Below are 14,857 nucleotides of genomic sequence, written 5' to 3'. Positions count from 1 at the left end.
CGGAAGATCCGCTCAAGCCCCAACCACGCGACCCGACTGGTCAACGCCGTCCAGACCCTCATCCTCGCCGGCTGAACCCAACTGAAAAGGGCTCAGTGTCTGATCGCCGAGTAGCACCCGTATCGACCGATGACGACGAATATCTGCCGCGCGCAGTGCGGGCAGTCCAGCCCGTAGTGCTCGTCGGAATAGTCCATGCCGACGGTGGCCCATAGCGTGTGTCCGGCAAAGGCGAGGGCGGCCTGAAGCCGCTGTACGAAAGCGATACCGGTGCGGTCGGCCAGCGACTCGGCCGCCAGACGGTGCAGGGTGGCATAGGCGTCACGCGCCGAGCGGACGAGGTCGTCGGCGTCACGGTAGAAGACCAACGATCGGGCGATGTCCGCGGCGAGGTCAAGCGCTTCCTCGCGGTCGTCGCCACGGCTCTGCTCGGCGATCGCGGCGATGCGTGGTATCGCCGCGAAGCTGACGCGGCACCAGGTCTCGCACTCGATGACACCCAGTCCGTGGCGGAGCTCCTGCCACAGCTCTGCGGTCGGCTGCCGCTCGATGCGGTCGAGAAGATCGGGAATCCAGGTCGCAGGCGCCCCTTCGGCGTCCTGGAGTTCGCACCAATCGATCATGCGGCTATTGAACAACGGGCATGCGGGCCGCCGCGACGTCCGCTCTGGCCGCTGAGTGGAAGGTGTGCTCCTCGCCAGGGTTCCGGGGAGCGGCGCTGCGGTGCCGGCGCCCGCCTTCGCGTTCCCGGATCGCCGATCGCCTCGCCGACCCGTGTGCCTGGACCGATCGCCTCACGCGTCGCTCGGACCTGGTTCCCATCCGCGTTGCTGCGCCCAGGCATCTGCACGTCGAATGATCTCCCAGCTGAACGGCGCCTTGGCGTCGGTGTAGGCCTGCCCGTCATGGCGATGCTGGGCAGCGAGTTCGCGTTTGACTGCCATGTAGTCACGGGCTGTCTGCCCATCGACCCGTAGGAAGTCACGGAACAACAGAGCGAATTGCTCGGAGAAGCTTCCCGCCCGGCGGACGTGGATGTGGGTCCGCGGCGTACCTGGCGCTTCTCGGAAATACCGCTTGGTACGCTCCGGATTCTCGGAGCGGTAGACCAGGCCCAGCGCGACCAGCCGATCACGGAAGGGCGCCACCGGCTCCAGGCTTTCCACGGATACCTGTACATCGACGATCGGTTTGGCGGCCAATCCCGCTACCGACGTGGATCCGATGTGATCGATACGCAACGCCACGACACCGAGCGCCTCGCGCAGGCCTACTGCGATCTCCACGAAGCGCGCCGGCCAGGCCGGGTCGTAGTCAATGACCTCGATCACCCGCCGACGACGTGGATCGGCATCCGCAGCCATGAGCGCATCCTATGCTCGCTGGCGCGGGCTTTTGCCCGCACTCCCTGCCGCGAGTCGTTGCAATGGACGGGGTCCGATTGGCCGTGGGTGAGATCGGCTCGGCGCCGCGCGGGCGGTGGCCCAATCTAGGGACAGAGCTGGCTCGCGGTCTCCGGGAGATCTACCGGATCGACGACGGCCGGTCGGGGTCCGGCTGGCGTGTCTGATCGCCGCGGGTTGCTCGGAACGCGAGCACAACCAGAACGATCGCGAAGCCGGCGATCAGCACAGCACCGACCTGGTCGAGCGTCGACCGCGGCCCGGTCTCCGGTTCCATGGTCAGACCCAACCAGGCGTAGGTGAAGACGCCCCCGGCCACTAGGGCCAGCCGGTGTCGGAAGCCGAAGTCGCGACTCCTGGACCACCGCGTCACGACCACAACGAAAGCGACGACGAGCGCGCCGGCCGCCGCGACTTCGGTCCACCCCGGCAGTGCCTCGGTGAGCATGAACAGGCTCGACGCGGCGAACGCGACCAGCCCGGCGAACCAGAGCCGCGGCGCCGCCCGGTCCGATCGCACCCTCTGTCGCGGAATCAGGAACGCCGCCGCCACCAAAACGATCACCACGACCGACGTCCCGATCAGCTGTCCGGCCGAGGCGACGAACCCGGTCTCGTCATACACCGCCCATCCTAGGTAGACCGAGCCGGCGACGAAGATGACCACGGTCACCGCCGTACCGACCGGGCCCAGCCACGGCCGCGTCGCCTTGCCCGGTACCAGCGCCTCCATGAGCGTGATCGGGATGTAGGTGCTCCAGATCGTGTGCATCGCGACGACGACGAGCGTGAGCCAGGCGTCGATGCCCAGCGCCGTGAGAATTGTGTCGCTTTCCTGCGCCTGCCCGGCAAAGTAGTCGTGGTTGAACAGCATCTGATCGACGAGACCCTCCTCGATCAGCGCGTAGGCAACACCCAGAAGCAGCATCGTGGCCGAGCCGCGCCCGAACCGGCGGGCGGTCTCCCGGATCAACAGACTGCCCGCGCCATAGAGCAGGGCGAGGAGCGGCAGCAGTGGCAGGGCCGAGAAGGCCATGTTGCCGAGGAGGTACTCGCCGAACAGCGGCGAGAGCAGGAAGAGCGCAACCGCCGGCCATCGGCCTCGGGAGCGAGTGGCGGCCGGGCGCTCGACTGTGTTGGTCATGGTGCGACGTTCGGGTCTGCCACTACCGCGCGGCTACGGCCTTTGGTCGACGCCGCCGTGACCAAGGACGCGCCAGGGACCGCCCATCCGCGTGTCGAAGCACAACAAGAGGGCGTCGCCGAGCAGGGTGAGGCGTCCTCGCCGCCTCGGCGAGGAATGCCCTGCACACCGAGGCCGTCCTCGAAGGGGAGCCGTCCGGCCGGTCGGACGGCTTCTCGGCGCGGATCGGGTGGGGCGCCGAGAGTTGTCGTTAGGCTGTCGCGGCGTGAAGCTGATCGAGGAAAGAACCGTCGTGCCCGGCTCGGGCTGCGAGATCAACGCGGCTGTCCTCCGGCCCATCGGGGAGGGCCCCTGGCCAGGGGTACTGCTTTACACGGACATCTTCCAGCTGACCGAGTCGACGTTGCGCACCGCGCGTCGGCTGGCCGCGCAGGGATTCCTGGTGTGCGTTCCCGAGATCTACCCGCATGGGCCCCTCGCCGGCGTGGCGCTGGAGTTCGACGATGCCGGCAAGCAGGCCGGCCTGGCTGGCGCTGCGGCCATGACGACGGCGGAGTTCGACGCGGACCGCGCGGCCGTTCTGGACTACCTCGCGGGCCGCCCGGACGTTTCCACGCTCGCGGTGACCGGCTTCTGTCTCGGTGGGCACCTCGCGTTCCGGGCGGCCTTCGATCCCCGTGTCAGGGCAACCATCTGCTTCTACCCCACCGGCCTGCACGACGGCGCCCTGGGCTCCGACACCGCAGACAGCCTCGCCCGGGCCGCCGAGATCCAGGGCCGGCTGATGATCGTCTTCGGCTCGCGAGACCCGCACGTACCGGCGGATGCCCGCTTGACCACGATCACGGAGCTGTACTCGGCGGGACTGACCGACGTGGAACTGCACCTCTACCACGGCGGTGAACACGCCTTCATGCGCGACGTCGGCGCACGCCACGACGCCGAACTCACGGATCTGGCGCTGGCATCGGCCGTGTCGTTCATCCGAGGGCGCTGAGCGCGGCCCTGGATGAGAACAGGCTCGAGAATTTCGTGACGCACTTACCTGCATGATCGGCGGGTGTCCAACCCTTGGCTCTGGGCAGGTTGCCGGGAGACTCAGCCGACGAACCGGTCGGCGTGCTCGGCCGTCCACTGTTCGAACGTCCGCGGCGGGCGGCCGATGAGCCGCTCGACGGTGTCGACCACGGTCATCGCCTCGGCGTTAGGATCGGCGTACCACCCGACGACGTACTCGGCATCCGCTCGGGACACCCCCGTACCCAACAACCGCTCGACCGCTTGTTCGTGGGTGATGGGAACGAGGGTGATGTCCCGGCCGATGGCTCGGGACAGAATCTTCGTCCGTTGGGTGGGCGTCAACGATTCCGGCCCGGTGAGGTTGTAGGCCTGTCCCAGGTGACCGTCGTCGAGCAGCGCGACCGCTGCCACTGCCCCGATGTCGGCCTCGTGGACGAGTGCGCTGGGCAAGTCGTACGGCTCGCGGACGACTCCTTCGGCGCGAATGGATTCCACCCAGGTCAAGGTGTTCGACATGAACTCCTGCGGCTCCAGCCGGGTCCATTCCACGCCGGACTCGGCCACCGCCTGCTCGACCGGCCCGACGGAGCCACCCCACAGCACGGTGATGCGTCGGACGCCCCGATCAACCGCGCGCCGTACCAGCTCGGGTCCGACCTCCGCGAGCCCCGCCGTCACCGTGATGTGCAACCGGTCGACCCCTTCCAGGGCGGCGTCTAACGTCTGCGGTGCCGTGTGCGTGCCGTGGACCAGGTCCACCCCGTCCGCCAACTTTTCGCGGCCGCCGCCGGATCGCGGGTCAGTGCCCGAACCTGCTCCCCTCGACCGATCAGCTCCGCCACGATGTGCTTGCCGGTGTTGCCAGTCGCGCCGGTGACCAGCGTCGTCATGATCGACTCCTCTCGACGTCGCCGACGGTATGACTTCAACTCGGCTTTAGGTCAAGCGCGCGCTTCGCTCCCGGACCGACGGCAGGAGTAGTACTCCCGGCGAGCAGGCGGGTTCAGCGTGAGAGGGCGGTTCGCCATTCTCTGCCCGGTCCGTGGTGGCCGGTGGTGTGAGGTCGCTCGGGCTGATGGTCTGAATCAGGCGGTGGGCGTCACCGACTGGTTCGCGCCGAGTTGGACGGTTCGTGGCGGACCGTGCGGCCTGTCAGCGACCTAACTGACGCGCAGTGGGCGTTGATCGGCCCGTTCCTCGACGCCTAGAAAGCGCGGCGTCCGTCGGTGGCCGGGCATCAGGGCCGATACGAGTTCCGCGCGATCGTCAACGCGACCCTGTACCAGAACCGGACCGGATGTCAGTGGCGGTATCTGCAGGTCTCGAGGGTTTCTACTGGAAACTCGGGTTCAGCTCACCGGCGAGAGGAGGCGCCTACGACCCTGTAGCCCATGCACGGGCGCGACGTTCAGGATTCGCCGCGGGGATTCCTTCGCGCGATGAAGACGAGGTAGACCACCAGACCCAGAGCCGAACCTAGCGAGATACCGAGAGCGACGTGGTCAAAAAAAACCCCCGACGAGGACGCCGAAGAGAGCGCCAAATGCGATCCAGATCCCGAGAAGTCCCCAGATCCCGAGACCTGCGGCGCCCGGGGGCGTGTTGTTGCTTGTCATCGCATTTCTCCCCGGATGTGGGCGGAAAGCTGACAATCTGGCGGCCCCCACCACGGCGGATGCGCAGCCAAAATCTCAAGATATCACCTGAAACCAAGGTTCCCTGGACGAGAGTCGCGAGCGGACTGTGGTGGGTGACCAGCACAGATCGAACGTGGCCAACAGTGTGCTCGACGAACACGGTGAAACAGGCTACAAACGGGCCTGGAGGGACATGTCGTTCCCGCATCGGGCGTTCGCCCTGCTGCAGGGCGAACGCCCGTAACTTCGCGCCGACTCAAGCGCCTCGCGAACTCGAGTGACGCCCGTCCCCGTCAGTGAGCGGGCATCGACACGCAGACCATTGTGGTGTCCTCGAGGGCCTCGACGACCCCGGGCGCCTGCTCCGGAACATGCACGAAGTCGCCTGCACCCACCGTTACGGCGTCGCTCCCGGCACCCACTCGTAGCGCTCCGCTGAGCACCACCCAGACCTCCGCGTAGGAGGCCGGCAGGTCGGCCCGCGCCCCCGCGTAGAGGAACGAGGTATAGGCGCTCATCGTCGTGTTTGCCTCTTTGCCGAAGGCCGGCGCGATGAGGATCCCGTCGCCGAAGCGGATGGCGTCGTCGCCGATCGCCGAACTGAACCTGCGGACCCGCGGTGGCGTGAGGTCCATGCGAAATCTCCCTCCCCGAGCAGTGGTCAGGCGTCGAGTTCGGTCGCGGCGACGGCATGCACAGGCGGTGCCTGGATCCCGGCTTCTCGTGCGATGGCCGGGATTTCTGGGTCCGCGAGGAACTTGTCGTAGTCCTTCGCGTCCCAGTCGAAAACAGACCACACCCGGTGTGTGTCGTCAGGATCGAAATAAACCCGGGCGCCCCGGCACCCGTGCTCCCGCCGTTTGTTCGCGCCGACGGTCTCGAAGACCTCGAGGAACCGAGCGGGATCGGAAACCTTGGCGATGGTGACGATCACTTCTGCTCCTAAATATCTCGGGCGACATCTCACCAATCGACAAGAACCGTAGAAGCTCAACCTTCGTTGAGGTCAACGCTGCGGCGAATCGGTTGACAAGGGCGAGACCATTCCGCCATGGCGCAGCCCATCGACCCCCGCCTGCCCCATGAGTCCCGTGTGGCCGATCCGCGGCAGCTCCGTCCGCGCCGCCGCTGGTACGGCATCGCGGGAGCCGTCGTCGTCCTGTTTATCGTTCTGGCCATCGGCGGGTCCCTGGTGAGCCTCTACGCGATGGGAAGAGCCGAGGTCGAGTTCTACTCGGTGCACGAGACCGCCGGTCAGGACGTCCGAGTACGAGTGAAGGCCTCCAACGACTACGGGATCTACGTCCCGAAGGGCGCCACCGGCTCCTGCACGGTCGACAGCGACGTGGTCTCCCCCTATCCGCCGGGAACGGGCACCGCCAAGTCGTATTCACATAGTGGCGAGAGCTGGCGGATGGCTGCTTCATTCCACGCCTTCGAGGACGGCACGGTCATTTTCCGCTGCAGCGCCGCCCCCGCCGCGTTCGGCGGCTCACAGGAGACGACGGGGTTCCGCTTGGCAGTGGGCGGACTCGGCGCCTCGGTGGCCTGCCTGCCCTGTCTCGGCGTCACGGTGGGGGGCGCCATCGCGCTCGGGACCTGGTTACGGCGGTCGTCGCACAAGAAACGGCTGTTGACGAATCCGCACGCCTAGTGGTGGATGGCCGCTGACGTGCCGAACATCGTCAGAGCTACGAGCGCGTTGGATTCCACCTCCACGCCAGATGGCGGATCGGCTCGCTGCTGAGCCGCCGTGATCTTCGGTCATCAGGGGTAGCGGCTGGAGGTGATCCACGGCCGGGTCCGCCGCGCCTCGTGAATTGCCGGAGACTCGGGGGCGTTAAATGCCGAGGCTGCGGTCGACGTCTTCTTTCGGCCAAACCGGTACCGGCTCCAGCTGTTCACGGATGAACTCGGCTTCCGGGGCGTCCAGGCCGTATGAGCCGTCGTAATCGTCTTCGTCGCTGCCGGCTCCGGACATCGTCCACGCGATCCGGCACGGCCCGGGATGGTCGTCCGGCGCACCGCAGACGGCTCGCCCGATAATGCCGTGCAGCATTTGCACCTGTTCGGCCGTCGCCAGCACGTCGACCACGATGCGGAACGGTCGGCGACCGTCGCTGTTCGAGAGATCGGGTTCAAGTTCCGGCATGTCTGCGAGGCTAGCGACTAAGCGCCGTTCCAGATGGTCCGATGGCCGCGACCTCACGGAAGAACGCCGCAGCCTGGCTGCCGCTCTGGCTCACGAGCTGTCAACGGCCCGCGACGCTAGCAGAGCGCACCTCGTCGGCAGATTGCCGATGAGGTGCGCGACGTGCTCTCGTGCCGCATGCCGATCACGCTCTCCGTCGCGGGTTGACAGCCTGCCTGCAATCCGATCCGCTGGCCGCGTGAAAGCCGTCACCTACACCCGTTATGGAGGGCCGGACGTTCTGCATCTGGCGGACGTGCCCACGCCGGCCCCGGGCGATCGTGAAGTCCTGATCAGAGTGCGGGCGGCCGAGGTGACGAAGTCTGACTGCGAGTTCAGGAGCTTCCGATACTCGGTGAAGTGGTTCTGGCTTCCGCTCCGAATCGCGGTCGGAGTCATCAGGCCGAGGCGTTCCATCCTGGGCATGTACTTCGCCGGCGAGGTGGTGTCGGTGGGCGGGCGTGTTACCCGCTTTGTTCCGGGCGACCAGGTCTACGGCTGCACCGGTCTACGTCTGGGTGCCTACGGTGAGTACGTCGTCCTCCCGGAAGGCGCCGCCATCGGACCCAAGCCACGCAATATGACGTTCGCCGAGGCGGCCGCTGTCCCGCTGGGCGGACTCAACGCCCTGCACTTCATGCGGCGCGCGGGGATCGAGCCGGGGGAGCAGGTGCTGATCAACGGGGCCGGCGGCAGCATCGGCGCCCATGCCGTCCAGATCGCCCACTCGATGGGCGCGCACGTCACCGCGGTCGACCACAGGATCAAGGAAGATCTCGTCCGACGCCTCGGGGCCAGCGACTTCGTGGACTACACCACCGACGACGTGACGACGATGGGCCGGAGGTTCGACGTCATCTTCGACATGGTCGCCGGGAGTCCGTACCGCCGTCTCATCGGCAAGCTCCAACCGGGCGGGCGCTATCTCCACGGCAACCCCCGCCTGTCGGTGCTGCTCCGCTCAGTGCTGACAACCCGGTTCACCGACAAGACCGTCACCGTGGCCTTCGCCTCGGAAACGGGGGAGGACCTTGCAAAGCTCACGGAGATGATCGAAGCGGGAGAGATCCAGTCGATCGTTGACCGGGTCTACCCGATGGCAGAGGCGGCCGACGCGCACCGCCGGGTCGAGACCGAGCAGCGCTTGGGGGCGGTCGTGATCACCCCCGACGAGCGGGACGGGCCGCCCGCCGATGGGTTCAGGAATCTGGAGTAATCCTCGATGGCCCGACGTAGGCCCGTCCACCGGGCGCGCCCGGACCGTCGTGGTCGATAGAGAGGTCACCAGCAACCTTGAGGCGGTCGGCGCGTTGGTCGTGCGGATGGCAGTGTCCGCATCCGAACGCGGGTGGCGTCGTGCGGCCGATCGTGCGATCACCGGTGTGGAGCGAACCTGGTCGCAGGCCGACAGAGACGGCCCTCGCAATTGACTTCCGGAGGTTAGACGACATGAGCGGCTGCCCTGACCACGACCGGTGGAACGGCTGGGACTACATCGACTGCGACAAGCCGCGCCGTCGTCGCCATCTCACTGAGCGCTACGACGACTGCTGGCACTCCTACTAGTGCAGGTACCGCACCACACGAGGCCTGGAGCATCCGCTCCGGGCCTCGTGCTGTGAAGGGTCTGTCACGGTCTGTGTGCTTGGTGGGAGGCTATGTCCATGCCGGGGACCGACCTGAGCGGAGAGCGTCGCGACTTCTTCGTGTCCTACACGGAAGCCGACCACGAGTGGGCGACGTGGATCGCCTGGCAGTTGGAGGAGGCCGGCTATACGGTCCTGATCCAGGCTTGGGACATGGTGCCGGGATCCAATTGGATCGCCCTGATGGATCATGGCACCAAGCGCGCCGAGCGAACGGTGGCAGTGCTGTCGCGCGCATACCTGGAGAACTCCGCGTTCGGCGCGGCCGAGTGGCACGCCGCCTACCGACAGGATCCGACCGGTCTGGCTGGACGGCTGATCCCGATCCGGGTCGAGAACTGCACGGTCGAGGGACTCCTGGCGGGAGTCGTCCATGTGGATCTCTTCGGCTTCCGGGACAAGACCGAGGCGCGGACCGGCTTGCTGACAGCGGTGGCGGCGGCGATCGAGCGGCGCAGCAAGCCGCTGGCTGAACCGGGCTTTCCCGGCGCAGGAAAGCCCGCCGCCACGCCAGCTGTCTCCGATCCGCACCGCTCCGCGTACCTGGCGCAGGTTGGCCAGATCGCGCCTCCGATACTGCTGGGTCGGGAGGCGGAGTTGGCAGCTATGGCCGCGTTCTGCACCGATGCGGCGTCGCGACCGTATCTGTGGTGGCGCGCGGAGGCGTGGGCAGGCAAGTCCGCCCTGATGTCCACGTTCGCGTTGAACCCTCCGCCCGGCGTCCGGGTGGTCTCGTTTTTCATCACCTCTCGGTATCCGGGGAACAGCGATCGCGCCGCTTTCGTAGAGGCTGTCAACGAGCAACTCGCCGAGGTCGCCGGAGAACTACTGCCGTCGAATCAGACCCCGGCAGCGCGTGAACGGTCATTCGCTTGGCTGCTCGGGCGTGCCGTCGAACGTTGTACTCGAGACGGGCAGCAATTGGTGTTGCTCGTGGACGGTCTGGACGAGGATCGCGGATTGGCAGGCGGACCCGACGATCGCAGCGTGGCCGCGTTGCTTCCGAAGAACCCGCCGGCACCGCTGCGGGTCGTCGTGGCCGGACGGCCAAACCCGCCGATCCCGGAGGACGTACCGCCCGGGCATCCCTTACATGACCCAGCGATTGTCCGGACACTTCACCCCTCGGAGCGAGCCGAGACGTTGCGAGCGAGCATGCGCTCGGATCTGCACAGGCTATGGGCCGGCAACACGATCGAGCAGGACTTGCTCGGCTTCATGACTGCTGCGGGAGGTGGCCTGTCAGGTCCGGATCTCGCCGCGCTGTGCGCTTCACCTCACCCCGCGCTCGCGGGAGTCGACGCGTCCGATGTCACGGAGTGGGACATTGAACGCCGGCTCTCTACCGTGGCGGGCAGGAGTTTCTCCCGCCGGGCGTCGCGCTGGCGTCCCGACGAAGGACCAGCCGTTTACCTCCTCGGACATGAAGAGATCCATACGGAAGCCACCCGCTACTACGGTCCCCGACGACTCGCCGGCTACCGCGAGCGGCTGCACGTCTGGGCAGAGACGTACCGAGACCGGGGCTGGCCGCCGGAGACACCCGAGTACCTCGTGCGGGGCTACTTCCAGCTCCTTCTGACGACCGGCGAGTTGACGCGGGCGGTCGAGTGCGCGCTGGACCAGGCCCGCCATGATCTGCTGCTCAGCTTGTCCGGCGGCGACGCTGCCGCGCTGGCCGAGATCACGGGCGCGCAGGATGCTCTCCTCGCTCAGGAGAGGCCGGAACTGGAGTTCCTGGCGCGGCTCGCGATCGAACGGGCCAACATCGACGATCGGAACACAAGGATGCCCGCATTGCTCCCCGCCGTCTGGGCGATGCTGGGCAGCGTCGACCGTGGATTGCAGATCGCGCGATCCATGACGGACCGCGGCCAACAGGCGGGGGCATTGGTCGCCTTAACGGGCGTCGTAGCCAGAGCGGGCGATCATCGGTACGCCGAGCGAATTGCTCGGACGATTTCTAGCCCCGGATCGCAGGCGCACGCCCTCGTCGCCGTGGCGGAGTCCGTGGGCACTGGACACAGAGGGCTCGCCCTGCGCCTCACGGCCGAGGCCGAAGCAGTAGCTCGAACCGACTACAACCCGTTCTTCCGCGCGCGAGCCCTCGCCGCACTCGCGAGCACCCGCGCAGGCCTCGGCAACCATGAGGACGCAACGTGCCTGGCTGCCGAGGCCGAGAAGATCGCTCGATCCGACACTCGGCCTGATTCCAAGAGCCGGTTGCTCACTGCGTGCGCTGGTGTCGCGGGCTGCCTCGGCGACCGTGCGCACGCCCTTCGGCTGGCCGAGGAGACCGAACGGATCGCCCGATCGATCACGAGGGTGTACGCCGAAATTCACGGTCTGACATCCATCGCCACGGTACTGAGCGACCTCGGTGAGCGCGGGTATGCCAGCCGTCTCATTGCGGATGCCGAGCGACTCGCGCTCACCGACCCGACGTTGAACCGCCGGGCACAAGCGCTCAAAGCTGTCATAGTCGCCCTGGCTGCCATGGGCGACGAGGCGCGCGCAAAGCGGCTAGCCGTGGAAGCGGAGCGATGCGCCAGGAAGGCCGATCAGCACCGGCAGCCTCGCGAGCTGGCTGCTGCCGCTTCCGCATTCGCGTTCGTCGGCGATACCACGCGCGCGGAGAGAATCGCACTGTCGATTTCCGCACCGGGCTGGAAAGCCGGCGCACTTGCCGAATTGGCGCGCACGGCGGTCCGGCGCGGCCACACCACGCACGCGATGGATCTGGCCATCGCCGCAGAACGAAGCGCCCGAGCGATCTCGCTGGCCGATGTGCATGCGCGAAACCTCGAAGTGCTGGCTGGCGCCATCGCCTGCACCGGGGATCACCGGTTCGCCGAGACAATCGCTCGGTCCATCACCGATCCGAATTCCCGAGCGGTCGCCTTAGCTGCCGTGGCCAAGTCGGCGGTACAGAATGGCCACCGGGACTGGGGCCGGGCGTTGCTCCGCGATGCCGAATCCTCGGCTGCGCGCGGGGCCGGGTCCGAGTCACGGACGGTGACACTCGTTGCGGTGGCCGAGGCTCTGGCCTTCGCCGGTGACAACGTCGCCGCGACTCGAGTCGCACGATCAATCTCGAACCCCTGGTCCCAGGTCAACGCGTTGTGCGCGGCCGCATGTGCGGCAGCCGATGCGGGCGAGGAGGCGTACGCCGCCGATCTCGCCCACGACGCGGAGCAGACCGCGTGGTCCGCCGCCGATTCGACCACCCAATCGAACGCGCTGGCCGTCGTGGCGGAGACCAGCGCCCGGCTCGACGACCGCGCCAACGCTGCGCGCGTAGCGCGGTCAGTCACCGATCCGGTAGCCCGTACCAAGGCCCTCAGCGGATTGGCGCGAGCAGCTACCGACGGGACGTACGCGCGCAGCCTCATCCAGGAGGCGGAACGAGTTGCTCGTGCTGTTCCGGGTCGCGACAGTCGAACCGAGGCTTTGCTCACGGTGGCAAACGCGGCAGCGCATCTCGACGATCAAGAGACGACAGTTCGGCTGACGCATGACCTCCCTGGGCTGGACACCGCGATAGATGCCCTCAGCACCTTGATTCATACGATGGCCACACGTGGTGATGCCGATCTGAGCGAGAAGATCGCGCGGTCGATCACGAGCCCGGCCTCGCGAGCTCGGGCGCTAACCGTGGTAGCGGACGAAATTGCCCGGGCCGGCGATTCGAGCCGGGCCATCCGGCTGATGACCGAAGCGGAGGAGCTCGCGCAATCGACCACGAATATCGACCGCCGGGCACGGCTCTGCTTCTCGCTGGCCTGCACGGCCGCCCGCGTCGGACACCACGATCGCGCTCGGAGACATGTTGCCGAGGGTTTGAGTCAAGGCACCTGGCATCGACTGCCGCTCGCCAGCATCGCCAACGTGACGCCCGAGGTGCTCGTTGCCTTGGCCAACACGGTGAGCGGCCGCCACGCCGATGCCGCGGCAGACGCCGTCTGACTCTGCCACCGACTGCGGGCCGGTACGTCACCCGCTCGCGCGGGCGCGACGGTAGCCAGCCGACACAAGGACATGGCCGAGGGCATTTAGCCCCGACGCTATGCGCCCCCTTCGTATGCTCGGTATGACGTCGGAAGTAGAAAGCGGGCGCTGCGCAGTGAGGAAAAGGTGACGAACCGGATCTTCTTGAGTTATAGTACCCGCGACCGGGCCTATGTCGAGCGATTGGCGGCATTTCTGAACTCCGCCGGCTTCGATGTCTGGTGGGACAGGGAGTTAAGGGTCGGAGAGGATTGGGCTCGCGTCGTCGAGAGACGCATCGGCGCGTGCGCCGCACTCGTGGTCGTCCTGAGCCCCAGTGCTGTGGAGTCGAAATGGGTACGGCGAGAGATAAAGCATGCGGATGATAAGAATAAGAAGATACTGCCGCTGCAGTTAATTGAGTGCGCTATACCCCTCGTTCTGTGCGAATTACACATCGAGAATGCGCGCGGCGGAATTATCCCGCAAGGGCTGATCGCTCAACTGGGTGCGGTAGCGCACGTGCCGAAACCCGCTGGATCGGTAACGGAGACTTCGGATGAACTGCCCGCTGCCGCCAGCGGGGCGGCCACGATCGAATCAGTCGCATGGTCTCCGGATGGCGCGCGGATCGCGACCGGAATCAGTGGGGGAGACTGCATTGTCTGGCAACCCGACACCAAACAGATGCTGTTCACTCTCAGCGGGCATGTCGACGCTGTGCGGTCGGTCGAATGGTCGGACGACGGCTCCCGGATCGCCACGGGAAGCGACGATGGAACCGCTAGGATCTGGAGGAATGACAACGGATCGATAGAGCATGTCCTCTCCGGCCACGTCGTGGACGGCCCAATCGCTGGCCCCACCAGCACTGTGCAGTTCGTCGCGTGGTCTCCGGATGGGACCCGGCTCGCCACTGGAGGCAACGCCGGGATCGTCGTGTGGGACTCTGCAACGTGGACGGCTGAGCGGCACTTCGACAGTCATGACTTGTTCTTCGTAAAGGCTCTGGCGTGGTCGCCGGACGGGAAATACCTCGCCGCGAGCTGTTTCACGGGAAGCGTGGCGGTCTGGGTGGCAGCCTCCTACCGCCCACTCCGAACACGCACCGCCAAGCTTTCTCGAAATTGCGTAATCGAGTGGTCCGAGGACAGCGGCCGGATCTATATCGGCGACGACCAGGGTCACCTGACATGGTGGTCACCCCATACGAAGAAGAATGGCTCGATCGCGTCCCGCGACGTAGGTACGATCCAGAAAATTGTGCGCTCGCCAGGAGAAGAACGAATAGCGGTTTGCGCTGGACATACCCTCAAAATCTGGCTCACTAGGTATCACACGCAAGGCCCGGTCACCCTCGAGGGACACACCGGAGAGGTCAACTCGGCAGCCTGGTCCCCTGACGGTGACAGACTAGTGACCGGCAGCGCCGACGGAACTGCACGGATTTGGAGCACCCGCACCGGACAGGCGATTTCGGTCCTGACCTGAACACGAGTAATCGCTCGGCTCGCCTGGGAGCGCTTGGCCGGTCGTCTGCCGGCCCTGTTCGGGCCACACGCGGTGGACGAGGCGCGCACTCCGGGCACGGTCTACTTCAACTACTCGACGGGTGCGACTAGCTGCATCACTGCAGGTAATTCCGCGGGCCTGCGCGTGGCCGGCTACGGCGACGTGACCGGATCCGGCTGTCCAGCCGACGCACTTGTTACTGAGTGTCCGCGATATCGCCTCGGGCGTCAGCGTGAAGCAAGGCCACATCGCTGACCCGGCGCACCTAGGGACGGCCTGGACAACCTCGTCCGCGGCCGTCACGATGCACTCTGGTC

The 14,857-nt window shown here is 66.6% G+C and carries 11 protein-coding genes and 2 pseudogenes; 6 read left to right on the top strand and 7 right to left on the bottom strand.

What is annotated here, in order from left to right; translation table 11 throughout:
• Positions 1-92: 92 nt before the first annotated feature.
• From BUB75_RS34335 to BUB75_RS34325, 3 genes are all read right to left on the bottom strand, one after another.
• Complete coding sequence (locus BUB75_RS34335; RefSeq protein ID WP_073263178.1) at positions 93-623, bottom strand: hypothetical protein; 531 nt, start codon at positions 621-623, stop codon at positions 93-95.
• Between the two features lie 171 nt (positions 624-794).
• Entirely contained in the window at positions 795-1,364 is a 570-nt protein-coding gene (locus tag BUB75_RS34330; RefSeq protein ID WP_073263176.1) for a GrpB family protein, read from the bottom strand.
• 160 nt (positions 1,365-1,524) lie between these two features.
• Positions 1,525-2,547, bottom strand: a complete 1,023-nt coding sequence (locus BUB75_RS34325) for a hypothetical protein (protein WP_073263175.1) — start codon at positions 2,545-2,547, stop codon at positions 1,525-1,527.
• 265 nt (positions 2,548-2,812) lie between these two features.
• Between BUB75_RS34325 and BUB75_RS34320 the strand changes: the two genes are divergently transcribed.
• Positions 2,813-3,544, top strand: a complete 732-nt coding sequence (locus tag BUB75_RS34320; protein WP_073263173.1) for a dienelactone hydrolase family protein — start codon at positions 2,813-2,815, stop codon at positions 3,542-3,544.
• A gap of 101 nt (positions 3,545-3,645) precedes the next feature.
• On the opposite strand, the pseudogene BUB75_RS34315 reads toward BUB75_RS34320, so the two are convergent.
• Positions 3,646-4,457: pseudogene (locus BUB75_RS34315) on the bottom strand (NmrA family NAD(P)-binding protein).
• Between the two features lie 252 nt (positions 4,458-4,709).
• Here BUB75_RS34315 and BUB75_RS48630 point away from each other — a divergent pair.
• A pseudogene (locus BUB75_RS48630) lies at positions 4,710-4,883 on the top strand (transposase); the annotation flags it as partial.
• Between the two features lie 614 nt (positions 4,884-5,497).
• On the opposite strand, the gene BUB75_RS34305 reads toward BUB75_RS48630, so the two are convergent.
• Positions 5,498-5,839: a cupin domain-containing protein gene (locus BUB75_RS34305; protein WP_073263171.1), complete on the bottom strand. Its 342-nt coding sequence runs from the start codon at positions 5,837-5,839 to the stop codon at positions 5,498-5,500.
• Positions 5,840-5,865: 26 nt separating this feature from the next.
• Positions 5,866-6,138, bottom strand: a complete 273-nt coding sequence (locus BUB75_RS34300) for a hypothetical protein (protein WP_073263169.1) — start codon at positions 6,136-6,138, stop codon at positions 5,866-5,868.
• A gap of 117 nt (positions 6,139-6,255) precedes the next feature.
• Between BUB75_RS34300 and BUB75_RS34295 the strand changes: the two genes are divergently transcribed.
• On the top strand, positions 6,256-6,858 hold the full coding sequence (locus BUB75_RS34295; RefSeq protein WP_143175599.1) for a hypothetical protein: 603 nt from the start codon (positions 6,256-6,258) through the stop codon (positions 6,856-6,858).
• Positions 6,859-7,044: 186 nt separating this feature from the next.
• Here BUB75_RS34295 and BUB75_RS34290 read toward each other — a convergent pair whose 3' ends face one another.
• Entirely contained in the window at positions 7,045-7,299 is a 255-nt protein-coding gene (locus BUB75_RS34290; protein WP_143175598.1) for a hypothetical protein, read from the bottom strand.
• 295 nt (positions 7,300-7,594) lie between these two features.
• Between BUB75_RS34290 and BUB75_RS34285 the strand changes: the two genes are divergently transcribed.
• The 3 genes from BUB75_RS34285 (at position 7,595) to BUB75_RS34275 (ending at position 14,519) form a co-directional block, all read left to right on the top strand.
• Complete coding sequence (locus BUB75_RS34285) at positions 7,595-8,611, top strand: NAD(P)-dependent alcohol dehydrogenase (RefSeq protein ID WP_073263163.1); 1,017 nt, start codon at positions 7,595-7,597, stop codon at positions 8,609-8,611.
• A 448-nt stretch (positions 8,612-9,059) separates the two neighbouring features.
• Positions 9,060-13,007, top strand: coding sequence for a toll/interleukin-1 receptor domain-containing protein (locus tag BUB75_RS47330; RefSeq protein WP_084742066.1), 3,948 nt, complete (start codon positions 9,060-9,062; stop codon positions 13,005-13,007).
• Between the two features lie 168 nt (positions 13,008-13,175).
• The gene (locus BUB75_RS34275) at positions 13,176-14,519 is read left to right on the top strand and encodes a toll/interleukin-1 receptor domain-containing protein (RefSeq protein ID WP_073263159.1); all 1,344 of its coding nucleotides are present in this window, start codon (positions 13,176-13,178) and stop codon (positions 14,517-14,519) included.
• The last annotated feature ends 338 nt before the right edge of the window (positions 14,520-14,857 follow it).

This window comes from Cryptosporangium aurantiacum, assembly GCF_900143005.1.
Lineage (GTDB): Bacteria > Actinomycetota > Actinomycetes > Mycobacteriales > Cryptosporangiaceae > Cryptosporangium > Cryptosporangium aurantiacum.
This window is presented reverse-complemented; position numbering and strand designations above follow the sequence as displayed.

Coding starts and splice junctions, on each gene's coding strand:
- BUB75_RS34330 (WP_073263176.1), bottom strand. CDS start 1,364: ATGGCTGCGGATGCCGATCCACGTCGTCGGCGGGTGATCGAGGTCATT.
- BUB75_RS34325 (WP_073263175.1), bottom strand. CDS start 2,547: ATGACCAACACAGTCGAGCGCCCGGCCGCCACTCGCTCCCGAGGCCGA.
- BUB75_RS34295 (WP_143175599.1), top strand. CDS start 6,256: ATGGCGCAGCCCATCGACCCCCGCCTGCCCCATGAGTCCCGTGTGGCC.
- BUB75_RS47330 (WP_084742066.1), top strand. CDS start 9,060: ATGCCGGGGACCGACCTGAGCGGAGAGCGTCGCGACTTCTTCGTGTCC.
- BUB75_RS34335 (WP_073263178.1), bottom strand. CDS start 623: ATGATCGATTGGTGCGAACTCCAGGACGCCGAAGGGGCGCCTGCGACC.
- BUB75_RS34305 (WP_073263171.1), bottom strand. CDS start 5,839: ATGGACCTCACGCCACCGCGGGTCCGCAGGTTCAGTTCGGCGATCGGC.